Source organism: uncultured Parasphingorhabdus sp. (assembly GCF_963975555.1).
Classification (GTDB): domain Bacteria; phylum Pseudomonadota; class Alphaproteobacteria; order Sphingomonadales; family Sphingomonadaceae; genus Parasphingorhabdus.
The window spans coordinates 605,444-630,971 of sequence record NZ_CAXBHH010000001.1 but is presented as its reverse complement, the minus strand read 5'-3'; the positions used below and the strand labels follow the sequence as shown (position 1 = coordinate 630,971).

Sequence of the window (25,528 nt, the reverse complement as noted above, 5' to 3'; positions counted from 1 at the left end):
ATAAGTAACTTGCTTTTCAAGAGGCCAAACACTAATGCGGGAAAGAGGAGAGGTTGATGACATTGCGATTGGCGATATTGGGGTTGGGCAGAGGGGCGGTTTTGACGGTACCGGCTTTCGTCGCACATCCTCGTATCGAGCTGGTTGCAGGGTGTGATCCGAGTGCACAGGCTCGCGACGGCTTCGGCAGAAACTCGTTTGCGTCAGCGGAGGAACTGTTCGCCGATGGCGGGTTCGACGCCGTGTACATCGCTTCCCCGCACGAATTTCATGCAAGTCACGCCATCATGGCGGCCAGAGCCGGAAAGCATGTGCTGGTCGAAAAGCCGATGGCGGTGACATTGGCTGAAGCCACATCCATGGTCGCTGCTGCGCGGGACGCCGGGACGATACTCATGGTCGGACCGAGCCACGGCTTTAATCCACCCGTCGCACTGGCCGCAGAGATAGTGGCATCGGGGGAAGTCGGCGCAGCGCGGATGATGCACAGCAGCAATTTTACAGATTTTCTCTATCGTCCCCGTCGCCCCGCCGAGCTCGACACCGCTCAGGGAGGCGGCGTAGTGCTGAGTCAGGGGACGCACCAGATAGACATGGTGCGTCGTATTGCGGACAGCCCTGTAACATCAGTGAGCGCGTGGACCGGTGGCTGGGATGCGCGCGCCACCGAGGGCGCGTTCACCGCGCTCCTGAATTTTGAAAATGGCGCCGTCGCGAATCTGACCTATTCGGGCTATGCGCATTATGACAGCGATGCCGTAGCAGGCTGGATCGGTGAACTGGGCCAGATCAAGGACCCAGAGGCGCATGGCAGAGCTCGCGCCACACTGCAGGCGGTTGACGAACAGAAGGCAAAAGCAGCACGCACCTTCGCTGCCCGTCACGAAACGCCGGCACCCAAGCATCACCAACGATTTGGTTCGCTGATCATATCATGCGAAAAGGCAGACCTCGAATTGACGTCCCAAGGCGTCAATATTCACAGCAATACCGGAATGCGCAGCGTCGCTGCACCGCTGCCGGTGGCGCAACGCACCAATGTCGCCGATGCCTTTGCCCGCGCCATCCTGGATGAAGAAACACCACTTTTCGACGGCTCCTGGGGACGCGATAGCCTGACGGTATGTCAGGCTATCCTCCGTTCCGCGAGCGAAGGCCGGAGTGTCGCGCCGTCTGAATTAACCCCTTCCGATATTTGAAAGAAAACGCATGTCCAAGCTTCCCATTTCGCTCGCTTGCTGGAATTACGACCGTACCCAGGCGCTTGCCGACGGACGCGTCCAGCCTGACGGCATAGACCTCAATCTCCAAACCCTGGAAGTAGAAGAGACATTTTTCCGAATGTTGCGACACCGCGAATTTGATGCGGCGGAAATGTCTATGTCCTCTTATTGTGTCACGCTGTCGCGACCCGATCCGGCGTTTATCGCCATTCCGGTTTTTCCTTCGCGCCTGTTCCGCCACAGCTGTATTTTTGTGTCGGCGCAGAGCGGCATCGAAAAGCCTGCCGACCTCGTGGGCAAGCGCATCGGCGTTCCGGAATATCAGATGACAGCACCAGTCTGGATTCGCGGCATCCTGTCCGACGAATATGGCGTTGATCCGGCGAGCGTCACCTATTTCACCGGCGGAGAGGAACAGGCGGGGCGCGACGAAAAACTGAAGCTCGATCTACCTGAAAAATTCAAGTTGCAGTCGATAGGCAGGGAGAAAACGCTGTCGCGCATGCTGGCTGACGGAGAGATTGATGCGTTGCATACAGCGCGAACCCCCAGCACCTTCTATAGCGAGCCCGATAAGGTTCGCCGAATGTTTCCCGATTTCGTTGCCGTTGAACAGGATTATTATCGGCGCAGCGGATTTTTCCCGATCATGCATCTCGTCGCGATCCGGCGGGAGGTTTACGAGAAAAACCGGTGGGTCGCCCGTTCGCTGCAAAAAGCGTTTGAGGCTGCCCAGGCCAAGGTTTACGAAGAATTGCTCGTTACCGCATCCCTGAAGACAATGTTGCCTTGGCAAATTGCTGCGGTAGAGGAAGCGATCGAGTTGCTCGGCAAAGACTGGTGGCCTTATGGATTCGGGCCCAATCGCGACACTATCGACACATTCTTGCGCTATCATCACGAACAGGGACTGTCGGCGCGACGCCTGCAGCCGGAGGAACTGTTCGCTGAAGAATGTTTTGAATCTTTCAGCATCTGACGAAGGCCGGGATTGCGACGCCGACCAGGATTAATTTGGCGGGAATATGGCGGTTCCCGGAATAACAACGAAATACGATATGTCTGGCTAGGATAAGGAGAGGCACAAGCGATGAATGGACTGATGCAAGGCGTACAGCTGACGGTTGACCGGATCATAAACCATGCCGCGCAATGGCATGGCGGGCGGGAAATCGTCTCCCGCGATGCCGAAGGTCTGGTAACGCGGACCGACTATGGAGCCGTTCATGCCGATGCCAAAAGGGTGTCGAACGCGCTTCGCGCCGCGGGCATAATGCCCGGCGACCGCGTCGCGACTATGGGCTGGAACAGCGCTCGGCATCTGGCGGCTTGGTATGGCGCTGCCGGGATGGGAGCGGTATTGCACACGCTTAACCCCCGCCTGTTTCCGGAGCAAATTGCCTATATCGCCAAACATGCCGGCAGCCGGATATTGATCGCCGATCCCTCAACCGTCGACCTCGTCGAACAATTGCTGAAACAGGTACCAACAATCGAGCGGGTGATTTTCTTTTGCGACCGGGCCGGAATGCCTGAAACCCATATTGCTGCGATAAGCTTTGACGAATGGATCGCAGATCAACCTGCAGATTTTGTTTGGGGCGATTTTGACGAGAATAGCGCCTGCGGGCTTTGCTATACGTCCGGCACCACGGGCAATCCGAAGGGCGTACTCTATTCGCACCGGTCAAACTATATCCATGCATTGATGACCCTGCAGGCCGATGCTCTGGCATTATCGGCGCGGGACACCGTCTTGCTGGTAGTGCCAATGTATCACGCCAACGCTTGGGGCGTGGTCTATTCAGCTCCCGCAGTCGGCGCAAAGCTTGTGTTGCCGGGGCAACGCATGGACGGAGAATCGATCTACCGGCTGATCGAGGAGGAAGGCGTAACCTATTCCGCAGCGGTGCCGACTGTATGGCAGATGCTGCTCGAATATATGCAGGAAAATGACAAGCGTTTCAGCACATTGGAACGGGTCACGATCGGCGGATCGGCTTGCCCTGAATCGCTGATCCGTGCATTCCGCGACGATTATGGTGTGGAGGTTATCCAGGGATGGGGGATGACCGAAACCTCGCCGTTGGGAACGGTTTCGGTGGCCAATGCGTCGGTCGCGGCGAAGCCGGATGAAGAGCAGATGGCCTATAAGCTCAAACAGGGCCGGTTGCTCTGCGGGCTCGAAATGAAACTGGTCGATGACGCAGGCAATCGTCTGCCGCACGATGGTAAAACGCCGGGGCGTTTGATGATTAAAGGACCGACGATTGCGGCTGCCTATTTTGGTGCAGAAGGCGGTAACATACTCGACGAGGACGGATTTTTCGACACCGGCGATGTGTCCACGATTGATGCCGAAGGATATATGCAGATCACTGATCGTGCCAAGGATGTAGTGAAATCCGGCGGCGAATGGATCAGTTCCATCGAGATAGAGAATATCGCGGCGGGGCATGAAGCCGTTGCCATTGCGGCCGTGGTCGGGGTGGTTCATCCCAAATGGGACGAGCGCCCGATTTTGCTGTGTCAGCTGAAATCCGGCGCGCAGGCCGATGCGGCAGACATAAAACAATATCTCGACGGCAAAATCGCTAAGTGGTGGATGCCCGATGATATTTTATTCGTCGATGAAATCCCGCTCGGGCCGACGGGCAAGATCGACAAACTGACCATCCGTGCCGGACTGGAGGGCTATTCGCTGCCATTTGATGCCAGCCTTTGACCGGGATTATTCAAGCCCCTGACGCACCCGTTTCACAAGCGATATCAGTTGCGCGCGTTCCTCGTCGTTCAAAGGAGCGCCGATGATATCATTCACTTCATGGACGATCGGCAGGAGAGAGAGAGCAAGCGCGCGCCCCGCATTGGTTAGTCCGACGCGTTTACAGCGGCCGTCCTTTTCATCGACAATCCTACTGATGATATCCTTTTTTTCGAGAACGCGCAGCGACGTTACGACATTGGGCTCGTTCATTCCGATCCGGGTACTGAGTTCTCTTTGGGTAATACCCTCTTCTTGCAACAATGACCGCAAGATATACCAATGCCCCACCCGGATGCCGACACGTTCGAGCCGGGCATTAAGTACCTTACCTATCAGGCGATGCGTATCACGGACTAGATAGCCCAAGCTATTTTCGAGTGTTGCATCATCGACTGATTTCGACTTCGCTCTTTTCATTTTCATTCCATTTCTTTCGAGCTCACGGTTTTGCGGCGCAAGTTGGATTGCCATATGTCTCCGAACGCCAGCCATGCCCGAGCACATATGTCACAATTAACTCTGGATCTGGAATAGGCAATGACTTTGTCCGTCGTTCGGCATGGTTTGCGGCCCTGCCGGATTGGGCATTTTCAGGGGTCAGCTTCCTGAAACTTTCCCGACGATGCTCGGGGTTTTCACGGGACCCTTTACAATTTTTTGTTACATAGTATTCTAAGTATATTGCAAATATCACTGGGGGGTTTCTGTTGCGACTATAGAATAATGTCCGCACCAGCCCAACGCTCGAAAGGAACAATATGGCCGGAACAACCAGCAGTGGCGGAGCGCTCGAAGGCATTCGTGTGGTCGAGATGGGGCAGTTGATTGCCGGCCCGTTTTGCGGGCAGTTGCTTGGCGACATGGGCGCCGAAATCGTCAAGCTCGAGCCGCCGGAAGCCGGTGACCAGATGCGCAACTGGGGCCAGGGTGACAAACCCAGCTGGTGGCGTGTCATTGCGCGCAACAAATATTCCGTAGCCTGCAATCTTCGCGCGGCGGAGGGGCAGCAACTGGCTCGCGACCTGATTGCCAAAGCCGACATATTGATCGAAAACTTCCGTCCCGGAACGCTGGAAAAATGGAATCTCGACCCTGCAGACCTGTGTGCTGTAAATCCCGGACTGATCGTCGTCCGCGTATCGGGCTATGGACAGACCGGGCCCTATTCAGCGCGCGCCGGATTTGGCGGCATTGGCGAGGCAATGGGGGGATGGCGCGGTATCGTCGGTCACCCCGATCGCCCGCCTGCCCGCATGGGCGTGTCGATCGGCGATACGCTTGCAGCCAGCTATGGCTGTATGGGAGCGCTGGCCGCTCTCCATCACCGCAGCAAGACCGGCGAAGGCCAGATTGTCGATTCCGCATTATATGAAGCGGTACTGCAGGTGATGGAGTCCACTGTTTCCGATTACTCGGCAAGCGGGACCAAGCGAAAGCGCACCGGGTCAACCCTGCCCGCCATCGCACCGTCGAACGTCTATCCGTGCAGCGACGGCGAATATTTGATCGGCGCCAATCAGGACGGCGTATTCACACGGCTGGCCGCGGCGATGGGCCGCCCCGAACTTGCCAGTGACGAACGCTATGCGACGCATCTCGCTCGCGGCGCGCGACAGGCAGAGCTGGACTTGCTGATCAGCGAATGGACCCGGACGCTGACAGTCGATCAACTGGAGGCAAAGATGGTGGAAGCCGGTGTTCCGGCCGGACGTATCTACGATGCTGAAGACATGATGGCAGATCCGCATTTCACGGCGCGCGAAGCATTGGTGACAGTGCCCGACGAAGAATTTGGCGAACTCACCATGCAGGGCGTTTTCCCGAAAATGTCCAAAACACCGGGCAGCGTCCGCCGCCCCGCTCCACTGACCGTCGGCCAGGATAGCGATGATATTATCGAGCGGTGGCTGGGCCGCGAGGAAGGTAAACAATGATTACACTTTATGGCGGGCCTACGCCCAATGCGCGCAAGATCGCAATCGCGCTTCTCGAGATGGAACTGGAATGGTGCCTTGAAACAATCGACATCCTTGCCGGTGATCAGTTGACACCCGAATTCCTCGCGCTCAATCCCAATAACAAAACACCCGTAATTATCGATGACGAAGGTCCTGATGGCGTCGCCTTTACCCTTTGGGAAACCGGCGCGATTCTCCTTTATCTCGCCGAAAAGACGGGACGTTTCATCCCGACCGATCCGGCCGCGCGTGCGACTTGTTGGCAATGGCTGATGTTTCAGGTTTCGGGCATCGGCCCGATGTTCGGGCAAGAAGCGCATTTTACCCATTATGCCAAGGACCGGCATGAATATGCGATCGCGCGCTATTCCCGCGAGGTCGACCGGTTGATGATGGTTCTCAACAAGCGGCTGGGCGAAGCCGAATGGCTGGCGGGCAATGAATATAGCATCGCCGACATGGCTACCCTCCCCTATTTGCGCCGCCAGTTTATCGAGAAGGCAGAGCAATTCCCCAATATCGAACGCTGGGGCAACGCGATGCTCGAACGCCCGGCGGTCAGCAAAGGGATGAAAGTGGGAGCAGCGCGGGCCGAAACGATCGAGGGCGGGCTTTCCGGCTTCACCGATGAACATCGGGCCATATTGTGGGGCGACCGCCAACACACTATACGCTAGCGACTATTCTTTCGTGACCGCGGCTTGATTGGCGTCGCCGAACATATTCGACCATTCCTGATCATCCAGTTTCTGGACCAGGCCGACATATTTGGCGGGCGAAGCGAGATCGGCGCGGGTCATCATACGCGCGACCGCCGGTCGTTCGCGGATATTTTCAAACCAGGCATGCATCGCCGGCCAGCAATCGAGATCAATGCCCACGACAAAAGCAGAGGCCCGCCCCGGCCAGATCGCGATATCGGCGATGCTATACGCGTCACCGGCAACATAACGGTTTTTCGTCAGCTGTGCTTCCAGCACGGTCAGCAACCGGTTCAATTCACCTGTATAGCGCTCCACGGCATATTCCTGACCGGCGGGAGCATAGCGCAAAAAATGGCTTGCCTGTCCGCCCATTGGCCCTAGTCCCGCGACCTGCCAGTTAAGCCATGATAGTGTTGCTGCACGCGACGCACCCGATACGGGCAGAAATTTTCCACATTTTTCGGCCAGATATTGCAGAATTGCTCCGGATTCAAAAACGGTCACCGGTTCTCCACCGCCATCAGGACTATGATCAACGATCGCGGGCAGCTTGTGGTTCGGGTTGATCTGCCCGAATGCCCGCGTCAGCTGATCGCCGTTGAAAATATCATAGGGAATAACCCGATAGGAGGCCCCCATCTCTTCGAGCATGATTGCTATCTTCTGACCGTTCGGGGTCGCCGAATAATGCAGGTCGATCATCTCACCTGATCTCGTGAATGATGTGGCGAACCCCGAAGCTGGTGCGTTCACCGACACCGACCGCGAGCACACCGTTCAACCAGTTGTATTTTTCGCTCGCCGTTTCAAATACCGGCGCGATTCGCAGATAATAGCGCTGGGGGTCCACATAAGGCTGCGCCGGATCGACAAATTCTGCACGGACGTCATCGGGAATGACATTGCGACCGCTATAGGTCACGTAAATCATTTCCCCGTCCTCGGTTTGCCAAACCACGCGGGCATCGAAAGTGCCAACGGATGAGTCGCTGCCCAGCCGTCCGGCGCGCGACCAGTTGCCGCCGCCGGGCAAAACCTCTCCGCTAATTCGTGGACCGGTGATGCGGCCACCGGTGACATAGCCTGCCCGCTGGTCACCAAAGGGGGACGCGCCAATCGCGATAATTCCGCCGTCTACGTCAAATTCTACGGTGCACAGATATCGGCTCAGCAACGCCGCCGGTTCCGCTGTCATATTTTTTTGGGTCATATTTCGAATCCTTATCTCAAAGCTATAGACAAACTTAAAACAATTAGTCTACTAAGGGTCAAGTAGATTGACGGATAAAGGCTGGGATGCATGCCTTCTAAACCGTCAGCAAAATATCTTTAAGGGAGGATCCGAATGAAAGCTCGCAATCAGATTTTGCTAACCGGCACGGCTATCGCAGCCATGATGTCATACAGCACGACCGCAATGGCCCAGTCCACCGTCGACGAAGCCGTTCCGGCCGACGGCACTTGGGACAAGAATGAAATCGTCGTCACCGCGCAAAAGCGCGAACAGAATCTACAGGACGTTCCGATTTCCATGGAAGTCGTCAGCGGCCAGAAGCTCGCTGATTTCAATGCCAACGACATTAAATCCGTGATGAACTACGCGCCCAACGTCTTTGTGCAAACGACCGCGGGCAATGACGTCATCTATATCCGCGGATTTGGTTCACCACCATCGAACTTTGCCTTCGATCAGTCGGTCTCGCTTTATGTTGACGGCGTCTATGCCGGGCGTTCCCGTCAGGCACAGGCTCCTTTCTTCGATCTCGATCGCGTTGAGGTCCTGCGCGGACCACAAGGCGCCCTTTTCGGCAAGAACACTGCAGCCGGCGCCGTAAGCGTCGTCTCGGCAGGTCCGACCAATTCGCCCGAAGGTGCCTTCACAGCGCTTTATAACTTCGACCATGAAGGTATCGATGTTTCCGGCTATGTTTCAGGTCCGATAAGTGACACGCTCAGTGCCCGTATCGCCTATAAGTTCGTCAAGCAGGACGGCTATATATATAACCGCGCGACCGACCATGATGATCCGGAAACCAAGCAACAGCTTGTTCGCGGAACAGTTAAATGGGAGCCGTCGGATAATTTCGATCTCACAGCCAAGCTTGAATATGCCAATCGCGATATCGTCGGCGGCGTGTCGGTTTCCAGCCCGTTGACGACGGGTCAAAATCCCCAGACAACACGTTTTCTCGAACGATCCGCTCTTGGCGACGAGGGTAATCAGGTGGAATCCGTCATGGCGTCGGCAACCGCGAATATCGCGCTTGGTGACTATACCCTGACATCAGTCACCGGTTATTCATGGTTCAACGCCAAGATTGTTAACGGGTTTGATCAGACGATTCCGGTCAACGGAGCCGCCACCAACAATTCGGTTTACAACAGCTTCCCCGAACGGTTCGACCAGTTCTCGCAGGAGCTTCGCATTTTGTCGCCAACCGGCCGGACGTTCGAATTTGTCGCCGGTGTCTATTATGATCACTCCAACTATCGACTGGACCAGCTTCAGGGCTTCGATATTCTCAACCTGGGCGGAAGTCCCTATTTTGGTCTGATCAACAGCCGGTTTAACCAGAAGGCCGATTCCTATTCGGTATTTGGTCAGGGCACGCTGAACATCAACGACAGCCTGCGTGTCATTGGTAGTCTGCGTTATACACACACCGACAAGGACGGCGATTTTGCATCACGTCTGGAATATGGCCCGTTTGCCATTCGCCCCATCAGCACTGCAGTGGGCTCGATCAGCGAAGGCAATCTGGATCCGTCGGCGACCATCCAATATGACATTGCGCCTCGCGTCATGGTTTACGCCACTTATGGGCGCGGATCGAAATCAGGCGGTTTTGTCAGTAACTCGCTTGGCACAACCGATGCGACATTCTCGTTCAAGCCGGAAAAATCCCGCAACTATGAAATCGGGCTGAAATCGACATTGTTCGACGGCAAGGTAGTTGCGAATCTTTCCGCTTATGACACGCAGTTCAAAAACCTGCAGGTCTCGGTCTATCAGCCGTCTTCGTCGAGCTACCTGACAGGCAACGCCGCCAGCGCTACCTCCAAGGGAATCGAAGGATCGCTTAGCCTGTTCCTGTCGCCATATTTCGACATCACCGGGTCGGCTGCCTATCAGGACCTGCAATATGACGATTATCCCGGCGCCGCATGTCTTGCGTCACAACCGGCGACCTGTAACCCGCTGACCAATAATCTGGCCGGCTTCCGTCCCACTCTGGCGTCCAAGTTCACCGGCAGCGTTACCGCGCATACCGGCTTTGATCTTTCGGAAGATCTCAAGTTCGACATGACCGGGATAGCGTCCGGACGGTCAAAATATTTCAATTCGGATGATCAGGACCCGACCTTTGGTGTTCAAAATGGCTATGTGAAACTCGACCTCCGGGTCCAGATCGCTGACCAGGATGACAGCTGGCATATCGCGCTGGTCGGCAAGAATCTGACCAACCAGTTGACAACCGGCAGCTCGTTCAGATTGCCGGCGCCAATTACGGCAGTGTCACGTGCTATCCTTTATCTTGAGCCGACGCGGAATATATCGCTCGAAGCCGGCTTCAAGTTCTAAAAATGCCAACTGAAACGGCTGCAGTCGAGGGTTTCCTGGATCGGGAAGCAGCGACTGCAGCCGTTTCTGCTTATGCCGACGCGCTCGATGCGCATGACTGGTCAGCCTATCGCGCCTTGTTCTGCGATCAGGTAATAATCGACTATGGTGCGATCGGATCGTTGGTCGCTACTATCCCTGCCAGCGAATGGGTTGACCGCTGTCGCGCGCTCGAGGGGTTTGATGCGACCGCGCACCGGCTCAACAATCTGACCGCCACGATAAAGGATGATAGCGCGACCGTGACCAGCATCGTCGACGCCGCACATTTTGTCACGATTGATCAACGGATATTGCTGGCAGACCTGATCGGCCGTTACACCCATTATCTGCGGCGCGAGGGCGGATGGAAGATCGCCGGCGTCACCCTGACACTCGTCGGCTATCCCGCAGGCCATGAGGCTTTTGATACCGCCTTTGCCGCAGCACGGACTATCCATGCCGAAAGGAATTCCCGATGATCGATGTCTATTTCACCGCCACCCCCAACGGCCATAAAGTGTCGGTCATGCTCGAGGAAATCGGGCTGCCATATCAACTGATCGCGATGGACATGCTTCGCGGCGATCATCTGACGCCCGAATATCGCCGGATCAATCCGAATGGCCGCCTGCCAGCGATCGTCGATCACGATCCGACCGGCGGCGGTGCGCCGCTGCCGGTCTTTGAATCGGGCGCAATCCTGCTTTATCTTGCCGAAAAAAGCGGCAAGCTTCTGCCCAGTGACCCTCGTCGCCGTTCCCAGGCACAGCAGTGGCTGATGTGGCAGATGGCAAGCTTTGGACCGATGCAAGGGCAGGCCCATCATTTTATCCGCTATGCCCCCGAAGGCCAGACCTATCCGGTCGAACGCTATCGCAATGAAACGATACGGCTCCTTAATGTTCTGGATGGCCGGCTCACCGAAGTAGACTATCTTGCCGAAGAATATTCAATTGCCGATATCGCCGCCTGGCCCTGGGCACGAGCTATCCAGGCCATAGGACTGACTCTCGACGACTATCCTGCTGTCCAGCATTGGTTCGAGACGATCAGCAAGCGGCCCGCTGTCATCACAGGGACCGACGTCAAAAATGCTGCCAACCTCTCCAGCGCGCGGCCAGTACTTTCCGATGAACAATGGTCGAACCTCTTCGGCAATAATATGCTAGCGGCGCCAACAAAATAGCGCCGCTCGCTCCGGGTGATATTGCCGGCGCAAAATAGCGGCAGGCGAAGCGTCAATAGACAGATCACATTGTATCGGCGTGTCCCCACTGCCGTTCGATCTTGCCATCCAGCCGCCGTACCGCAGCCCAGTCTCCGCCCGCAAGACTGTCGTCGGCGATCATGTCGGCAACGCATTCGGCGATATCCTCGGGTCGGCAACTTTCATTGTTCGCCAAAACGGCTTCCATCCACTCCGATTTGCCGTCCGCGCCGGTCTTGTCGAGGATTGGCGTAGCGGTCAGCCCGGGCAATATTCCCATGACGCGGACATTACATTCTTCCTTCAAAGGTGCGCAACAGCGGGTAAACATCATCACCGCCGTCTTTGTCGTGGCGTACATGGCATCATAAAAGCCCGTGCCCAGAGCAACAGTCGAGACAGTATTGACGATGACGCCGCCGCCGCGCGCGCGCATTGCCTGCACCGCGATCTGCGTCGCGCTGATCAGCGCGGTGACATTCACGTCAATGATCCACCGGATGCGCGCGGCATCGACATCGGGAAATTGCGGAAGGCCTGACACGACGCCTGCATTATTATGCAAGATGTCGACATCGCCATGGGCCTTGAACCATGTTTCGGTTGCGGAAATATCGGCAAGGTCGAGACAATGTACCGTCGCTCTTGTCCCGTGCGCCGCGACGAGTCGTGCCGTTTCATCCACTCCGGTCTCGTCGATATCGACCAGCGCAATATCCGCTGCGCCACGTTCCGCCAGCAGCACTGCAGTCGCGCGACCAATACCTGCAGCCGCGCCGGTAACGATGGCTTTCTTGCTTTCAATATTCATCCGTTCATCTCCATTCCTGTTTCCCGCCCATCTATCGTAAAGCAGGTTGACAGATAACCTTATATAGCTAAGTATTTTTTTATAAAGAAAACTGTCGATTGGGAGAGATATGTCGAAGACCACCCTTGTACATGGGGGCGCAGCGCCGTCCGACGGGGTATCGGCCTTGCGGCGTAATTTCGCGTTGGGCATGTTGTTCCTTGTCGGCACCATCAATTTTGTCGACCGGCAGCTTCTGTCGGTGCTCGTCGAACCGATCCGTGCCGAAATGCAGTTTAGCGATACCCAGTTCGGATTGCTCACCGGTCTTGCCTTTGCCCTTTTCTATGCAGCGATGGGCGTTCCCGTGGCAATGATCGCCGACCGTTGGAACCGTGTAAAGCTGATCGGCATTGCCTGCATCGTGTGGAGCGGTTTTACCGTTGCATGCGGAATGGTTTCAAATTTCTGGCAGCTGGCATTGATCCGCTTCGGCGTCGGCGCGGGTGAAGCGGGGGGTACGGCTCCATCATTGTCGGTTATCGCCGACCTCTATCCCCCCGACCGGCGTCCTCTGGCAATCGGACTGTTCACATTAAACGGTCCGTTCGGTGTCTTTGTCGGTGCAGCCTTCGGTGGCTGGGCCGCCGCCCATATCGGCTGGCGCGGCGCCTTTCTGGTTATCGGTGCGATCGGCATCATCGTCGCTCCGCTGCTGATCTGGCTGGTGCGCGAACCCGCGCGCGGCCAGATGGACACCAACAAGCCCGCCGACGAGGCACTGCCCTTCAGCCAGAGCCTCGCGATGTTCATTCGCAGACCGTCGCTGCGGATGCTGATGATCGCCAGCGGACTGGCTGCCTTTGTCAGTTACGGCATGCTGAACTGGATTCCCGCTTTTCTGATGCGCACACAGGGAATGCCGCTATCGGCCATTTCAACGTGGTTTGCGCCAGCGGCGGGCATCACCTTTGGCATCGGAATTCTAGGTGGTGGCTGGCTTGTCAGCCGCGCCGCACAACGCTCCGCACGCGCATATGGCATGATCCCGGCGATCGCGACCGCCGTAATGATCCCTACTTTCATCGCCGCTCTGCTGGTCGACAGCTGGCAGATCTCTCTCGCGCTGATGCTCGTTCCTATGGCGGCCTGCACGGTCTACGTAGCGCCCGCCCTGGCGCTGGTGCAAAACCTCACTCCGCCCCGCTCGCGTGCCACCGCTGCGGCGGTGCTGATGCTGATGTTCAATATCGTCGGGCTCGGTCTGGGCCCGCTGTTCGCCGGGATCGTCAGCGACGGGTTCAAACCGCAATATGGCGACGAAAGCCTGCGCTGGGCATTGTTGGCGCTAATGCCGTTCGCGGTTGCCGCCGGAATTGCCCAGTTCACAATGACTAAGCATCTCGAAGGAGATTTTACCGAATGATGGATGTCTCAGGAAAACTCGCGTTTATCACTGGCGGAGCCAGCGGGCTTGGCTTTGCCACCGCCAGCGCACTTGCTGCCAAAGGAGCAGGGGTCATCCTGGCCGATATCGACGCCGACCGAGCCGCCAAGGCCGCTGAAACGCTGCGCGATCAGGGGGCAAAGGTGCTGGGTATCCAGCTTGACGTCACGAATGAACAAAGCTGGGTCTCTGCAGGTGAACAGGCTCGCGCATTTGGCGCGGTGCAAATCCTGTGCAGCAATGCCGGCGTTGGCGGAGGATCGGGTCCGTTCGAAGAATATGACACAGAAGTCTGGCGCTGGAACTATGCGGTCAACGCCCATGCCCATCTCTACGCCTGTCGCACCTTCCTTGCTGATATGAAAGCAAGCAAGGAACCCGGGCATCTGGTCATCACATCGTCGATGGTCGCAATCGTACCGCCACCGATTTCGGTTGCCTATATCAGTTCCAAATATGCCACGCTCGGCATCGCGATGGCCTTGCGCAACGAGCTTGCCGACACCGGTGTCGGCATCTCGGTACTGATGCCCGGCATGTCGGCTACCCGGATCGTCGAAACAACACGAGACCTTCGCCCGGCACAGGGCGAGACGGGCGCGGCGGCCGAAACCAGTCAGGCGATGCAAGGCGTTCTGGCAGGCGGAATGTCGCCAGCGCGCATCGGCGAACGCGTCGTGCGGGCGATCGAGAATGGCGACTATTGGATATTCACCCATCCCGAATGGAAAGCATTGGCCGAACGCGTGACCGCCGACATGCTGGCAAGCTTTGAAGAATCCGCAGACCCCGCTTATCAGGGCGATGATATCGACGGGCTGATTGCAGCCAACGGCGGACGGATGTTCGGCATCAAAATCTAAGGAGAGCGCTTTGACCACAGACATAGATATCCGCGAGCTGGCACAGAAATTTTTCGACGCAATCGAGGCGGGCGAAATCGAAACAATGCAAAACAGCTTCACCCCCGATGCCGAAATCTGGCACAACACTGACGAGCTTATCGTCAGCCCGGCGCAAACCGCGCAGACTTTGACTGGCATGGTCAAGCGGATCAAGGACCGCCGCTATGCGGACCGTCGCCTGACCGTTTACCCGGATGGATTTGTCCAGCAACATGTCCTCACCGGCAAGCGCGTCGAAGATGATGTCGAGGTCCGCCTGCCGTGCGCGATCATCTGCAGAATCGAAAATGGAAAGATCACGCGGCTCGATGAATATTTCGATTCAGCCCACGTCGCTGCATTCCGCAAATATGCTTAAGGAGTAAAATATGCCCGTTCTGCGTCAGGTTCCCAGATCCGAAGTCACCGACGAGACTGTACTTGCTTATTATGACCGCCTGTTCGGAGACCGCGATCCCGTGGCCGAACCAGGCACCGCAACGGGGACGCCGGGCGATTGGTGGACGGTATTTGCGCTAGCTCCCGACATTTTCAAACATGCCGTTGACGGATTCGGCGTCTATCGTCACCCGGCGCGCAAGATTGATCCTGTGCTGCGCGAGCTGGGGCAGACGCGCGCGGGCTGGGTAAAAGGTAGCCAGTTTGTCTTTTCACAGCATTGCAAGTCGCTACGCGGACTGGGCGCGAGCGAAGAAAAGATCGCGTCCATTGCCCATTGGACGGTCGCCGATTGCTATGATGAGCAGGAACGCGCCGTACTCGCTTATGCCGATTGTCTTACCCAGGCTGACGGACGCGTTCCGGCCGAGGTTTTCGAGAAGCTCAAGACTTTCTGGGATGACGAGCAGATCTTCGAATTCACATATATCACCTGCCTTTATGATATGCATGCGATAATCACTCGCGCCCTGAAGCTTGAATTTGACAACCGCGAAGAACCGATCGTCGAGATTGCGGCCCCCGAAGGCTTTGATGCGGCCGACTTTCTTAGCGCCCCTGCGTCAAAAGAATGACCAGCCTGTGGCAATTTGAAAATAGCGAATAACCGTCAATTAGGTTGACGGTTATTCGTATGAATGCTACACATGCTGGTAATATAACAGGCTAGAAGTGACGAAGATCCAAAAGCACCGAGCCGCAATTAGACCAGCTTCAATAGGAGATGAATTATGACAGCTACAAATAGTGAATTTGAATTTTGCGGCGTCAACCACCTCGCATTGGTGTGCAAGGATATGGCAAAAACAGTCGAGTTTTATCGTGACATATTGGGAATGCCGCTTGTAAAAACGCTCGATCTGCCGGGCGGAAACGGCCAGCATTTCTTTTTTGACGTGGGCAATGGCGACAGCATCGCTTTTTTCTGGTTTCCCAAAGCACCCTCAGCCGCGCCCGGTATTGCAGCGCCCGAAGCATTGCCAACCAAGGGAAATTTCATGTCGGCACATGGGTCGATGAATCACATAGCGATCAACGTTCCTGCCGAGCGTTTTGATGAATATTATAACAGGCTGGTTGACAAGGGCGTCGAGGTGACACCGATCTTGAACCACGACAATTCCCCCACCCAATCTTCGCCTGAAATGAACGATGATGTATATGTACGGTCGGTCTATTTCTTTGACCCCGACGGCATCTGTCTCGAATTTGCAGCGTGGACAAAAACATTTGACGAAAGCGACGTCGCGCATGACCCGGTCCAGGCAGACGGCACCAAACGCGAAGGTCTGGTTGTCGGACGGACTGCCGTTCCGGCAGAATAACTGCCCGCTTCTTTAAGCCTTCCCGGCCCGGCCATTGTGCCGGGCCGTTTTTCTCCGGAAAAGTTTCTCTCGACAGGATTTGATCTGAAACCGGCGCCTATCCAACGGCGCGATCACGGCCTTCCCAATAAGGCGCGCGCAACTCCCGGCGCAGCACTTTGCCCGACGGATTGCGCGGCAACGCTTCGATTATCTCGACGCTTTTGGGGACTTTGAAAGCCGCTATCCGCTTGCGTGCCCACGCGATGACGTCCGCAGGGTCGGGCCGCAGGTCAGCAGATGGTACAATCAGCGCCTTTACCGCTTCGCCCCATTTGTCATCGGGCACCCCGATCACGGCGACATCAGCGACACCGGGACAACCCATTATCGCGCTTTCCACTTCCGCCGGATAAACATTTTCACCGCCGGATAAAATCATGTCCTTGATCCGGTCGTGCACGAAGTAAAAGCCATCCGCATCGCGGAAGCCGACATCACCGGTGTGAAGCCAGCCATTGGCCAATGTTTCGGCCGTCGCCTCCGCGCGGTTCCAATACTGCTTCATCACGATACCACCGCGGATCGCAATTTCGCCGATCTCGTCATCGCCCAGCGGCAGGCCCTCACCGTCCAGAATTGCCATTTCGGTATTCGGCCACGGCTGACCGCAGGATTTCAGCTTGCCGGAGAGTTTATGGGCCGCGGGAGAAAGGGTTGAGCCACCACCACTGGATTCGGTCATCCCGTAAAATTGCACGAAATCACATCCGAACGTCGCTTGGGCACGCTGCAATACATCCTCAGCAATGGGAGACGCGCCATAAGCGATCGACCGCAACGCCGGGTAATGGCTGTCGCTGGCGGCCGGTTCCTGCAGCATCATCTGGATCATCGCCGGGGCAAGAAAGGCATGGGCCACATTTTCTTCGGTCATCAACCGGATTGAGTCAGAGGCACTGAATTCCCTGACCAGAAGCAGCCGCCCGCCCTGAGCCAGTCCGGAAAAGGCGACGTTGGTGCCAGCCACATGGAATAATGGCATGACGATCATTACCGTCTCGTCCTCATTATAGGCGAAGCCGTCAATTTCGCTCGCCATCTCCAGAAAGTTGCGATAATTCTGATTGCCAAGCACGACGCCTTTGGGCCGTCCGGTTGTGCCACTGGTATAAAGCTGAAGCACGTCGTCGCCCAGTTGCGGAGAATCTTCTGGCGGCGAAGTGGGAGCGTCAGCCAGCCAGTCGTCAAATGTTTCGAAACCGGGATGAGAACCATAAAGTGTAATCAAGCGAGGCGGGGCGGCAAGATCGGCTACGGCTTCAAGGGCGCAATTGAACAAATCCTCTCCGACAAATAATATTTTGGGCCGCGCATCATCCAGTATGAACGCTATTTCCGCAGCGGCAAGACGGCAGTTGATCGGTGCCAGACAAGCCCGTGCCAGGGCGCTGCCAAAGAAAGTCCGAAACCAGCTATCGTGATTCTTGGTCAACACCGACACACGGTCGCCCGGAGATATGCCTGATGCGATCAGCGCATGGGCGACACAGTTCGATTCCATGTCCAGCGATGCGTAGCTTGTTTCGCGTTCGCCGAACTTGATAGCGATAGCATCTCCCCTGGCACGCGCCTGAACACCAGGAATGTCGGCCAAGGTCCGAATGGCATTTAAATCGATCATTTCGCTCTCCTTAGCACGCTATATACTTGCATAAGATAGAATACTAAGCAATTAGTTGGCCAGACATTTTTTAGGATATTGCCTTGCTCAAACACCAAATTTTGCCAACGACGATTGTTGGAAGCTATCCCCAGCCTGACTGGCTGATTGACCGTGAACGCCTGAATCACAGCCTGCCCCCGCGCGTTCGTGCCGAAACATTGTGGCGGATTGCGGAACCATGGCTAGACGAAGCGCAGGAAGCAGCGACGCTTATGGCGATCCGGGACCAGGAAGAGGTCGGAATCGACATAATCGGCGATGGCGAGATGCGCCGCGAGAGCTATTCGAACCGTCTCGCCACAGCATTGTCAGGCATCGATACCGAGAAACACGGCACTGCAATCGACCGCACGGGAAAGGCCAATCCGGTGCCGCTCGTCTCCGGTCCAATCCGCCGCCTTGCCCCGATTGAAGCCCAGGACGCTGCATTTCTCAGGCGTCACACCAAACGGCCGGTCAAACTGACCCTGCCCGGTCCCTTCACCATGACGCAACAGGCCGAAAACGGCTATTACCCCGACAGTCGCGCCATGGCGATGGACTATGCCGATGCCGTGAACGCGGAGGTCAAGGACCTGTTCGCAGCCGGTGTCGACGTGGTGCAACTTGACGAACCCTATCTTCAGGCGCGGGCCGACGATGCCCAATATTATGCCATTGAAGCGATTAACCGGGCGCTGGACGGCGTAGGTGGTACGACGGCTCTGCACATCTGCTTCGGCTATGCCATGGTGCATCATGGTGCGGGCTCGACCAAAGCCAAGCCCAAAGCATATGACTTTCTCGCCGAACTCGACGCGTCAGTGGTTGATATCATTTCGGTGGAAGCTGCGCAGCCCAAGCTTGATCCGGCAATCCTCGCCGAACTGCCCAGCAAGACAATCATGTATGGCGTACTCGACCTGTCCACTCCGGAAGTCGAAACACCGGAGATCGTCGCCGGCCGTATCCGTGAGGCGCTGCGCTATGTTGATGCCGAACGGCTGTGGATTGCCCCCGATTGCGGAATGAAATATCACAGCCGCCACCATTCGCTGGAAAAATTGAAAGCCATGGTCGACGGCGCAGCGATCGTGCGAGCCGAGATCGCTTAGCCCGGCCCGCTCCGCTGCTTCGCCTGTCGAAAAGGCTTATGCATCCACGAAACTTGTAAGCAGCGGGACGACCACATCTGGCATTTCAACAGTGGTCAGATGTCCGGCTCCTTCGATTATTTCCAGCTTTGCGTCGGGGATTTCCTGCAATATCTCGTCATGGTGCCCGCGGGTGGTGATGCCGTCCTGATCGCCCCAGACGAGTAATGTCGGCACCTTGATGTCACGGAGATGCGGTCGGCTGTCGCTGCGCGCCATAATCGCCCGCTGTTGCCGCAGGAATATATCCGCACCGGTATCGGCCGCCATTTTCCGTGCGATGCCGAGCAGACGTTGGTCGTCCCGCTTCGCTTCAGGAAATAATATGGGAATACGTTCTTCGACCACGTGATCGAACTTTCCGCTCTCGACCAAGTCGATATACCCCTGCCGCCGCGTGGTTTGCGCCGGACCGTCGGCGGAGGCAAGCGTCGAAAGCAATATCAATTTTTCCACGCGTTCCGGTGCACGGCGCATCACATCAAAGGCAACAAAGCCGCCCATCGCATGGCCGATCAATATGAATTTTGCCGGTGCGCTGTCGAGCAGGTCCTGCGCCATATCGCCGATTGTTTCGCCATTCCGGTTGTCTGCGACAATCACCTCGCGGTCTCTCCATGCATCGAGCAACGGTTGCCACACGGCGTCGGTGAGAAGCTGGCCTGTGATAAGTACGATAGGAAGAGACATTAGATCACCTGATGCAAAAGGGGTTCATTGGCGGTCAGCCGCCTGCAATTTTCATGCGCAACCGTTAGACTGCGCGTCAGAGTTTCGGGCGTCAGCCATGCAATATGCGGCGCCAGCACGACATTGGACCGGGCAAGCAGCGGGTTTGACGGGTCCAGCGGTTCGCGCATGAACACATCCAGCCCGGCGCCGCGCAAATGCCCAGACGCCAGCGCCCGGTTCAACCGTTCCTCGTCCACGAGTTCGCCGCGCGCTGTGTTCACCAGAACCGCACCTGCCTTCATCGCCAGCGGATCAATCGTCCCCCGTGTCTCCTCGGTAAGCGGAATGTGGAGAGACAGGATATCGCATTCGGCCACCATCTGCTCGAGCGGCCAGAATTCATAATCCACATCATGCGGGCTGCGGGCGGTATAAACAACTTTCGCACCCAGTGCCTTCAGCACCGGCGCCAACCGTTGCGCCGAATTTCCAAAGCCGACGAGGCCGATTGTTCGCCCGGCAATTTCGCCGACATTATCCAGCTCCGCCGGATCCGCTGTCCATCCTTCCCCGCCACGCGTCCGCGCGTCAAAAAAGCATGTGCGGCGCAACACGCCCATCATCAGCGAAAGCGCCATTTCCGCGACGGCCTGGCTGTTCGTACCCGGCATATTGCAAACCGCAACGCCATGTTCGCGGGCTGCGTCAAGCGCGATCGTATTCACCCCTACGCCGATTTTCTGAATGAGTTTGAGATTGGGGGCCGAGGCGATAAATTCTGCCGTTACCGGTGTTAACACGTGGAGCAACGTCGTGATTTCTCCAGCGACACTCTCGAGCGATGCCGCTTCGTCGACATGCGTTACGACACCGGGACCAAAAACATTGTCGACTTCGGCGCGAAAACCGGGGCTTGGGCGGGCGTGCAGAACAATCATGCCAGAGCCTGCGCAATCGGAGCCGCAAATGCCGACGTTCCTGCGAAGACGGCATCACTGCCCATCGCTTCTTCGATCCGCAGCATCTCGTTCCATTTCGCCATCCGTTCGGAGCGCGTAAAGCTGCCGACCTTCAATTGCCCGGCATCCCAGCCGGTCGCAAGATGGGCGATTGTGACATCCTCGCTCTCACCCGACCGCGCCGAGACAATGGCGCCCCAGCCATGTACGACCGCTGCATCAAGCGCGGCCTTGGCCTCGGTCACGGTGCCGACCTGATTCACCTTGATCAATGCAGCGTTACAAGCATCGGCTGCGTGTGCGTCTTCAACCCGCTTTGCATTGGTCACCAAAACGTCGTCACCAATGATCTGTACATGATCACCGACAGCCGCCGTCACCGCCGCCATCGTGGCCCAGTCGTCCTGTCCCGCGGGATCCTCGACCGACAATATCGGATAATTTTTTGTCCACTCGATTATTCGTGCGCCCATTTCCTCTCCGGACATTCGCCGGTCATCGAGCGCAAGATTATAGCCGGAGGAGTCTCCCAGTTCATTGGCTGCGATATCGAGCGAGATGAACACATCTTCGCCGGCACGGTGCCCGCCGGCTTCAATCGCGCGGGTCAGCGTGTCGAGCGCGTCCTCGTTCGATGAAAAATTCGGCCACCAGCCGCCTTCGTCGGCGACGCCGGTCAAAGGTCCCTTTTCCTCCATCAGGCGGCCAGCAGCGCGGTAAACATCATCGGTGATTTCCAGTGCGCGGCGGAAACTTCCGGCTCTGGGGCACATGATCATGAAATCCTGCACATCGGTACGGCGACCGGCATGGGCGCCGCCACCGAAAATCTGGATTTCGGGCAGCGGTATCCGCACCGACCTGCCCTCCGCGAGATAACGCCAGAGCGGCATGCGCGCGTCCGCCGCAGCCGCATGAAGAACGGCCATCGACACCGCGACAACCGCATTGGCACCCAGACGCGCCTTGTTTGTCGTGCCGTCGAGCTTGCACAAGGCGGCATCAACTGCACCCTGTTCGCGGGCATCCATGCCCATTATTGCGGGAGAAATTTCGACGCCGATTGCCGACACGGCGCGGCCGACACCATAGCCGCCGAATGCGTCGCCGCCATCCCGCAGGTCAACCGCCTCATGCGCGCCGCGAGACGCTCCCGCAGGTGCGATAGCCCGCCCGACCACTCCCGATTCAAGAGTCACCTCAGCCTCTACTGTAGGCCGCCCACGAGAATCCCAAAGCTGGCGGCCAGCAACGGAGGTAATACGTGCAGTCATGCAAAAGTCCTTTTCCATTCGGTAACAAGTTCATCGATCGGCGAAGGATCGAGAATCAAAGCACGCGCTTGCGCGCGGACAATTTTCTTATGGTCTGCGGCGGTCAAATAGGATGCCGGCGATTTGCCTTCGACACGGGCGAGCAGCAATGCGCCGGTAAGCCGTCCGGCACGCTGCAACAGTTCGTCCGGAGCCTCCCAATCAATCTTCGCCCGATAGGCATTGACCATCGCCGCTGCCGCGTGCCGCAATTTTTCATTGTCCAGCCACACCGATTTCAGCAGCAAATGGGTGACGCAAAAGGCAAGGTCGAATGCGGGATCACCATATACTGCGCATTCCGCGTCGATAAACACCGGATTGTCACCGCTCACGAGGATATTCTTCGGACTGACATCACCATGAACCAGAGCAATCTTGCGGGACATCAGGTCCTCCGCAAGAGCGCGCAATGCCGGTGCCAATTCGGGATCGCGTTCCGCAACATGGATCAGAAATGGATCGACGCGCAGCGCCCGAAACATCTCGTCATTGGGGAAATCATCTCGGTCGGTGGAATTGTTCGCGGTTGCCTTATGCACCGCAACAATTCCGCTGCCGACGCGCGCGGCAAAATCAACATCCACGCGCCCCGCGACCAGCTCGTCTTTCCACACCGGGCAATCGGGAAGAAACTCCATCGCAAAAGCATGGCCAACGGAAAGTTCGGCAACCACTTTGGGTACGATGGAAGGCTCCACTTCACGCGCGCGCCTCAGCCAGCGTACTTCGCTTTGTCCCCGTTCGACCGGCGCGGTCCATTCCGCCGCCACGCGCAGCTGCGCTAGCGGGCGTTTGACCACGATAGGCCCAGCCGCTGTGTCAAGCTTCCAGACATCGCAGGAGACGCCGCCGGTAAGTGGTTCCAGCAGCGGCTCTCCGGCGCCAATCAGGCCGGCATCCCGCAGTGCTTGAACGATATCGGCGGCGTCCGTTGGCATCAGAGCTTTTCCCTGATCCAGCTGCCGACCAGATCGGCGGCATTCTGGCGCTCTTTGATCGAATCCTCGAAATAATGCGCGCCCGGGATCAGCTCCAGTTGCTTGTCACTGCTGCCGAGAAAATCGAATATCTTGCGGGCATCACTCGGGAACACGCCGGTGTCCGCCATGCCCTGCACCACCAGCGCAGGCGTGTCATGCTTGACCAGATGGGGCTTGCCCTGACAGGGCGAGGTTTCCAGACTCCACATATTCAACCAGGTCTTGATCGAATTTGCGCGGCCGATACTTGGGCTCCGGTTGGCCAGCGCGGGATCGCCCCGATAGCACCAGTTGGCTTTGCGGTCCGACGGGTCGATGGCCGGATCAACACAGCGGATATCGCCCCAGCAGCGGAACATCGGGAATATCCGGTCCGGAATACCGGCATCGTTCAACCGCTTCAGCTCCGCTTTGCCCCAGTCGGTAATACGCTGGTTGCGGTCGCGCTGTGCGCTCCGGTATTTTGCGATGAACTCATCGGAATAAGGCGGCCCGTTTGCCGGATTGAACGGATCGAGCTCCGGATCGGTGGCGACCGGATCATTCTCGTCGGTCACCGAGGCATCCATCCAGTCAGTGAGCACTTCGGGACGGCCCTGATGGGCGTTGAACGAGATATAGAGATCACCCTTGATCAGATCGGCCAGAGCGTCCTGACCGGCAGACGGCAAGCGATCGGTCAGAGTCGGTGCAATGGCTTCGGCCTGATAGGCACCCATTAGCGATCCGCCGCCTGAATTGCCCAATATGATGATCTGTTCGACACCGGCCTCTTCCTTCAGCCAGCGCATGCCGACGCCGATATCCAATACGGCATGTTCGAGCAGAAACTGGTCCTCTACCCCGCGATAGCGCGTGTTCCAGCCGAGAAAACCAAAGCCCTGCCGCGCGAAATAGGGCGCGATATAATGTTCGGAAAAATCGACATTATAATGGGTTGCAATGATCGCGACCTTTGGACGCTTGCCGCTTTCGGTCCAGTAGATGCCCTGGCATGGATGCCCGCCCGCCTGGATGCGCGGCGCGGTCGGCGAGGTCCGTCCGATAAATTGCGCGTCCAACCCTTCGGTTCCGTTGGCGTCCATATTCTCTCTCCTGATCATTATTGGCTAACTATATGCTGATGGTCAAAGGCTGGCATCAAATGGCAGCGAATAGCCCGGGCCGGAAACCCGTACATCCGACCACCGGATAAAGCATAGTATGCTAAGAGCTTTTCATTTGCAACGTTCTATTGCTTGCGCGGCATGTGTGCTTGCCATAGTTTGCGGGCAACTCTCTCGCGAGAAAAAGATCACAGAAAAGCAGATCCCGCTTATGCGCCATAACCAACTCATCATTGCACTATTTCAGCGATTCTGCTGGATGGATGAAGGCCTTCAAGCGCGACTGCACGCTCGGGGATGGCCGGATGTCAGTCGATCGCAATCGATGGTCATGACCAATATCGTGAGCGGAATCGTGCGGCCCTCGGACATAGCCCGCAACCTCGGCATTTCACGGCAAGCCATTCACAGTACGATCAACCAGATGGAAAAACTCGGTATATTGCAGCTCGACGTCGACCCGAAGGACCGTCGTCACGTCACCGTTTCATTGACCGAAACGGGTCAGATGATGCGCCGCGATGCGCAACTCGCGATGGATAGCCTGACCTCGCAAATCTCATCTGTCCTGGGCCAACAGAAATTCGACGCGCTGCTCGACGCGCTTGACGCCGACTGGGGCGAAAATATCGACCATAGCGCCCGGCAAAACATTCCGTCAGCATGACCGTGTCGCAATAGAGCTGTTTACCCGGCCAGTGCCGCAGCGACCTTGATCAAACGGGCCGCGGTTATATCGACAAGCGTTACCGGCAGTTCGTCCTTCAACTGCCCATCGCTTTCATAGGCGGCATGTGCGGCAGGGATTACCACCTGATCCGGTATCACCGTCATCTGGACCGTGGTCAAAATCTGGCGTAAATGCATAAGTCCGCGCATCCCGCCGAACGGGCTCAGCGATGCTGACATAATTGCAGCGGCTTTTCCGCGATAGGCAGTCAGCGCAATCATCCCTTCATCCCCGGTCGGTCGTGAAGCCCAATCGATTGCATTTTTAAGCAATGGCGGGATCGACCCGTTATATTCCGGCGAGACCACCAGCAACCCGTCCTGTTCGGACAATATTTGCTTGAGGCGGAGCGCGTCGGGCGGGAAATTATCGGCCTCCAGCTCAGCCGCATAGATAGGCAATTCCAACGCCCCCAGATCGACCTCGGTCACCACAGCGCCATGCGCTTCCAATCGCGCGACAGCCAGTTTGGCAAGCATCTTGTTGAACGACCCTTTGCGGACACTTCCTGCGATTACGCCGATTTTTGTCATCGTTATTCCTACCAACCTATTGAGTT

General features: G+C 56.9%; 26 protein-coding genes. 15 read left to right on the top strand and 11 right to left on the bottom strand.

What is annotated here, in order from left to right:
* The first annotated feature begins 56 nt into the window (after nucleotides 1-56).
* The 3 genes from AAC060_RS03015 to AAC060_RS03005 all read left to right on the top strand — a co-directional run bounded on the left by AAC060_RS03015 (nucleotide 57) and on the right by AAC060_RS03005 (nucleotide 3,948).
* On the top strand, nucleotides 57-1,199 hold the full coding sequence (locus AAC060_RS03015; RefSeq protein WP_339822761.1) for a Gfo/Idh/MocA family oxidoreductase: 1,143 nt from the start codon (nucleotides 57-59) through the stop codon (nucleotides 1,197-1,199).
* 10 nt (nucleotides 1,200-1,209) lie between these two features.
* On the top strand, nucleotides 1,210-2,202 hold the full coding sequence (locus AAC060_RS03010; protein WP_339822760.1) for an ABC transporter substrate-binding protein: 993 nt from the start codon (nucleotides 1,210-1,212) through the stop codon (nucleotides 2,200-2,202).
* A gap of 111 nt (nucleotides 2,203-2,313) precedes the next feature.
* Nucleotides 2,314-3,948, top strand: coding sequence for a long-chain-fatty-acid--CoA ligase (locus tag AAC060_RS03005; protein WP_339822758.1), 1,635 nt, complete (start codon nucleotides 2,314-2,316; stop codon nucleotides 3,946-3,948).
* A gap of 6 nt (nucleotides 3,949-3,954) precedes the next feature.
* Here AAC060_RS03005 and AAC060_RS03000 read toward each other — a convergent pair whose 3' ends face one another.
* A complete protein-coding gene (locus tag AAC060_RS03000) occupies nucleotides 3,955-4,461 on the bottom strand; it encodes a MarR family transcriptional regulator (protein ID WP_339822756.1) in 507 nt (168 codons plus the stop codon).
* Nucleotides 4,462-4,748: 287 nt separating this feature from the next.
* Here AAC060_RS03000 and AAC060_RS02995 point away from each other — a divergent pair, with 287 nt between their 5' ends.
* Entirely contained in the window at nucleotides 4,749-5,924 is a 1,176-nt protein-coding gene (locus AAC060_RS02995; RefSeq protein WP_339822754.1) for a CoA transferase, read from the top strand.
* Nucleotides 5,921-6,625: a glutathione binding-like protein gene (locus AAC060_RS02990; RefSeq protein WP_339822752.1), complete on the top strand. Its 705-nt coding sequence runs from the start codon at nucleotides 5,921-5,923 to the stop codon at nucleotides 6,623-6,625. Before AAC060_RS02995 ends, AAC060_RS02990 begins: the two co-directional genes overlap by 4 nt.
* Nucleotides 6,626-6,628: 3 nt before the next feature.
* On the opposite strand, the gene AAC060_RS02985 is transcribed toward AAC060_RS02990, so the two are convergent.
* The gene (locus AAC060_RS02985; protein ID WP_339822751.1) at nucleotides 6,629-7,354 is read right to left on the bottom strand and encodes a glutathione binding-like protein; all 726 of its coding nucleotides are present in this window, start codon (nucleotides 7,352-7,354) and stop codon (nucleotides 6,629-6,631) included.
* 1 nt (nucleotide 7,355) lies between these two features.
* A complete protein-coding gene (locus AAC060_RS02980) occupies nucleotides 7,356-7,862 on the bottom strand; it encodes a DUF3237 domain-containing protein (protein WP_339822749.1) in 507 nt (168 codons plus the stop codon).
* A 135-nt stretch (nucleotides 7,863-7,997) separates the two neighbouring features.
* Between AAC060_RS02980 and AAC060_RS02975 the strand changes: the two genes are divergently transcribed.
* Genes AAC060_RS02975 through AAC060_RS02965 form a run of 3 tightly spaced genes read left to right on the top strand, consistent with a single transcriptional unit; the run spans nucleotide 7,998 to nucleotide 11,442 of the window.
* Complete coding sequence (locus AAC060_RS02975) at nucleotides 7,998-10,235, top strand: TonB-dependent receptor (protein ID WP_339822747.1); 2,238 nt, start codon at nucleotides 7,998-8,000, stop codon at nucleotides 10,233-10,235.
* 2 nt (nucleotides 10,236-10,237) lie between these two features.
* The gene (locus tag AAC060_RS02970; protein ID WP_339822745.1) at nucleotides 10,238-10,735 is read left to right on the top strand and encodes a nuclear transport factor 2 family protein; all 498 of its coding nucleotides are present in this window, start codon (nucleotides 10,238-10,240) and stop codon (nucleotides 10,733-10,735) included.
* Nucleotides 10,732-11,442 carry a glutathione S-transferase N-terminal domain-containing protein gene (locus tag AAC060_RS02965; protein WP_339822743.1) on the top strand — a complete coding sequence of 237 codons (711 nt, stop codon included), beginning with the start codon at nucleotides 10,732-10,734 and terminating at the stop codon, nucleotides 11,440-11,442. Before AAC060_RS02970 ends, AAC060_RS02965 begins: the two co-directional genes overlap by 4 nt.
* Nucleotides 11,443-11,506: 64 nt before the next feature.
* On the opposite strand, the gene AAC060_RS02960 is transcribed toward AAC060_RS02965, so the two are convergent.
* Nucleotides 11,507-12,274, bottom strand: coding sequence for an SDR family oxidoreductase (locus AAC060_RS02960; protein WP_339822741.1), 768 nt, complete (start codon nucleotides 12,272-12,274; stop codon nucleotides 11,507-11,509).
* Nucleotides 12,275-12,383: 109 nt separating this feature from the next.
* Between AAC060_RS02960 and AAC060_RS02955 the strand changes: the two genes are divergently transcribed.
* From AAC060_RS02955 to AAC060_RS02935, 5 genes are all read left to right on the top strand, one after another.
* On the top strand, nucleotides 12,384-13,679 hold the full coding sequence (locus tag AAC060_RS02955; RefSeq protein ID WP_339822739.1) for an MFS transporter: 1,296 nt from the start codon (nucleotides 12,384-12,386) through the stop codon (nucleotides 13,677-13,679).
* Complete coding sequence (locus AAC060_RS02950; protein ID WP_339822737.1) at nucleotides 13,676-14,563, top strand: SDR family NAD(P)-dependent oxidoreductase; 888 nt, start codon at nucleotides 13,676-13,678, stop codon at nucleotides 14,561-14,563. The genes AAC060_RS02955 and AAC060_RS02950 overlap by 4 nt, the downstream gene beginning before the upstream one ends.
* Nucleotides 14,564-14,573: 10 nt before the next feature.
* A complete protein-coding gene (locus AAC060_RS02945) occupies nucleotides 14,574-14,963 on the top strand; it encodes a nuclear transport factor 2 family protein (protein ID WP_339822736.1) in 390 nt (129 codons plus the stop codon).
* A 10-nt stretch (nucleotides 14,964-14,973) separates the two neighbouring features.
* Nucleotides 14,974-15,618: a carboxymuconolactone decarboxylase family protein gene (locus AAC060_RS02940; RefSeq protein WP_339822734.1), complete on the top strand. Its 645-nt coding sequence runs from the start codon at nucleotides 14,974-14,976 to the stop codon at nucleotides 15,616-15,618.
* A 156-nt stretch (nucleotides 15,619-15,774) separates the two neighbouring features.
* Complete coding sequence (locus tag AAC060_RS02935) at nucleotides 15,775-16,368, top strand: VOC family protein (RefSeq protein ID WP_339822732.1); 594 nt, start codon at nucleotides 15,775-15,777, stop codon at nucleotides 16,366-16,368.
* A gap of 97 nt (nucleotides 16,369-16,465) precedes the next feature.
* On the opposite strand, the gene AAC060_RS02930 is transcribed toward AAC060_RS02935, so the two are convergent.
* A complete protein-coding gene (locus AAC060_RS02930; protein ID WP_339822731.1) occupies nucleotides 16,466-18,031 on the bottom strand; it encodes a long-chain-fatty-acid--CoA ligase in 1,566 nt (521 codons plus the stop codon).
* Nucleotides 18,032-18,114: 83 nt separating this feature from the next.
* On the opposite strand from AAC060_RS02930, the gene AAC060_RS02925 reads away from it, so the two are divergent.
* Nucleotides 18,115-19,167, top strand: coding sequence for a cobalamin-independent methionine synthase II family protein (locus AAC060_RS02925; RefSeq protein WP_339822729.1), 1,053 nt, complete (start codon nucleotides 18,115-18,117; stop codon nucleotides 19,165-19,167).
* A 36-nt stretch (nucleotides 19,168-19,203) separates the two neighbouring features.
* Here the strand turns inward: AAC060_RS02925 and AAC060_RS02920 are convergent, their stop codons facing one another.
* Genes AAC060_RS02920 through AAC060_RS02900 form a run of 5 tightly spaced genes read right to left on the bottom strand, consistent with a single transcriptional unit; the run spans nucleotide 19,204 to nucleotide 24,218 of the window.
* Nucleotides 19,204-19,896, bottom strand: coding sequence for an alpha/beta fold hydrolase (locus AAC060_RS02920; RefSeq protein WP_339822728.1), 693 nt, complete (start codon nucleotides 19,894-19,896; stop codon nucleotides 19,204-19,206).
* Nucleotides 19,896-20,816 carry an NAD(P)-dependent oxidoreductase gene (locus AAC060_RS02915; RefSeq protein WP_339822726.1) on the bottom strand — a complete coding sequence of 307 codons (921 nt, stop codon included), beginning with the start codon at nucleotides 20,814-20,816 and terminating at the stop codon, nucleotides 19,896-19,898. Before AAC060_RS02915 ends, AAC060_RS02920 begins: the two co-directional genes overlap by 1 nt.
* Entirely contained in the window at nucleotides 20,813-22,111 is a 1,299-nt protein-coding gene (gene eno, locus AAC060_RS02910) for a phosphopyruvate hydratase (protein WP_339822724.1), read from the bottom strand. The genes AAC060_RS02915 and eno overlap by 4 nt, the downstream gene beginning before the upstream one ends.
* On the bottom strand, nucleotides 22,108-23,091 hold the full coding sequence (locus AAC060_RS02905) for an aminoglycoside phosphotransferase family protein (protein ID WP_339822722.1): 984 nt from the start codon (nucleotides 23,089-23,091) through the stop codon (nucleotides 22,108-22,110). Before AAC060_RS02905 ends, eno begins: the two co-directional genes overlap by 4 nt.
* Nucleotides 23,091-24,218, bottom strand: coding sequence for an alpha/beta hydrolase (locus AAC060_RS02900; RefSeq protein ID WP_339822721.1), 1,128 nt, complete (start codon nucleotides 24,216-24,218; stop codon nucleotides 23,091-23,093). Before AAC060_RS02900 ends, AAC060_RS02905 begins: the two co-directional genes overlap by 1 nt.
* 280 nt (nucleotides 24,219-24,498) lie before the next feature.
* Between AAC060_RS02900 and AAC060_RS02895 the strand changes: the two genes are divergently transcribed.
* Entirely contained in the window at nucleotides 24,499-24,906 is a 408-nt protein-coding gene (locus tag AAC060_RS02895) for a MarR family winged helix-turn-helix transcriptional regulator (protein WP_339822719.1), read from the top strand.
* A 20-nt stretch (nucleotides 24,907-24,926) separates the two neighbouring features.
* Here AAC060_RS02895 and AAC060_RS02890 read toward each other — a convergent pair whose 3' ends face one another.
* A complete protein-coding gene (locus tag AAC060_RS02890; protein ID WP_339822718.1) occupies nucleotides 24,927-25,502 on the bottom strand; it encodes an NAD(P)H-dependent oxidoreductase in 576 nt (191 codons plus the stop codon).
* Nucleotides 25,503-25,528 lie beyond the last annotated feature (26 nt).

Excerpts from the sequence above, each read along its gene's own strand:
- AAC060_RS02915 (WP_339822726.1), bottom strand. The coding sequence starts at position 20,816 with ATGATTGTTCTGCACGCCCGCCCAAGCCCCGGTTTTCGCGCCGAAGTC.
- AAC060_RS02905 (WP_339822722.1), bottom strand. The coding sequence starts at position 23,091 with ATGCCAACGGACGCCGCCGATATCGTTCAAGCACTGCGGGATGCCGGC.
- AAC060_RS02985 (WP_339822751.1), bottom strand. The coding sequence starts at position 7,354 with ATGATCGACCTGCATTATTCGGCGACCCCGAACGGTCAGAAGATAGCA.
- AAC060_RS03000 (WP_339822756.1), bottom strand. The coding sequence starts at position 4,461 with ATGGCAATCCAACTTGCGCCGCAAAACCGTGAGCTCGAAAGAAATGGA.
- AAC060_RS02955 (WP_339822739.1), top strand. The coding sequence starts at position 12,384 with ATGTCGAAGACCACCCTTGTACATGGGGGCGCAGCGCCGTCCGACGGG.
- AAC060_RS02895 (WP_339822719.1), top strand. The coding sequence starts at position 24,499 with ATGGATGAAGGCCTTCAAGCGCGACTGCACGCTCGGGGATGGCCGGAT.
- AAC060_RS02900 (WP_339822721.1), bottom strand. The coding sequence starts at position 24,218 with ATGGACGCCAACGGAACCGAAGGGTTGGACGCGCAATTTATCGGACGG.
- AAC060_RS02980 (WP_339822749.1), bottom strand. The coding sequence starts at position 7,862 with ATGACCCAAAAAAATATGACAGCGGAACCGGCGGCGTTGCTGAGCCGA.
- AAC060_RS02930 (WP_339822731.1), bottom strand. The coding sequence starts at position 18,031 with ATGATCGATTTAAATGCCATTCGGACCTTGGCCGACATTCCTGGTGTT.
- AAC060_RS02990 (WP_339822752.1), top strand. The coding sequence starts at position 5,921 with ATGATTACACTTTATGGCGGGCCTACGCCCAATGCGCGCAAGATCGCA.
- AAC060_RS02890 (WP_339822718.1), bottom strand. The coding sequence starts at position 25,502 with ATGACAAAAATCGGCGTAATCGCAGGAAGTGTCCGCAAAGGGTCGTTC.
- AAC060_RS02995 (WP_339822754.1), top strand. The coding sequence starts at position 4,749 with ATGGCCGGAACAACCAGCAGTGGCGGAGCGCTCGAAGGCATTCGTGTG.
- AAC060_RS03005 (WP_339822758.1), top strand. The coding sequence starts at position 2,314 with ATGAATGGACTGATGCAAGGCGTACAGCTGACGGTTGACCGGATCATA.
- AAC060_RS03010 (WP_339822760.1), top strand. The coding sequence starts at position 1,210 with ATGTCCAAGCTTCCCATTTCGCTCGCTTGCTGGAATTACGACCGTACC.
- AAC060_RS02935 (WP_339822732.1), top strand. The coding sequence starts at position 15,775 with ATGACAGCTACAAATAGTGAATTTGAATTTTGCGGCGTCAACCACCTC.
- AAC060_RS02940 (WP_339822734.1), top strand. The coding sequence starts at position 14,974 with ATGCCCGTTCTGCGTCAGGTTCCCAGATCCGAAGTCACCGACGAGACT.
- AAC060_RS02920 (WP_339822728.1), bottom strand. The coding sequence starts at position 19,896 with ATGTCTCTTCCTATCGTACTTATCACAGGCCAGCTTCTCACCGACGCC.
- eno (WP_339822724.1), bottom strand. The coding sequence starts at position 22,111 with ATGACTGCACGTATTACCTCCGTTGCTGGCCGCCAGCTTTGGGATTCT.
- AAC060_RS02965 (WP_339822743.1), top strand. The coding sequence starts at position 10,732 with ATGATCGATGTCTATTTCACCGCCACCCCCAACGGCCATAAAGTGTCG.
- AAC060_RS02950 (WP_339822737.1), top strand. The coding sequence starts at position 13,676 with ATGATGGATGTCTCAGGAAAACTCGCGTTTATCACTGGCGGAGCCAGC.
- AAC060_RS02970 (WP_339822745.1), top strand. The coding sequence starts at position 10,238 with ATGCCAACTGAAACGGCTGCAGTCGAGGGTTTCCTGGATCGGGAAGCA.
- AAC060_RS02975 (WP_339822747.1), top strand. The coding sequence starts at position 7,998 with ATGAAAGCTCGCAATCAGATTTTGCTAACCGGCACGGCTATCGCAGCC.
- AAC060_RS03015 (WP_339822761.1), top strand. The coding sequence starts at position 57 with ATGACATTGCGATTGGCGATATTGGGGTTGGGCAGAGGGGCGGTTTTG.
- AAC060_RS02960 (WP_339822741.1), bottom strand. The coding sequence starts at position 12,274 with ATGAATATTGAAAGCAAGAAAGCCATCGTTACCGGCGCGGCTGCAGGT.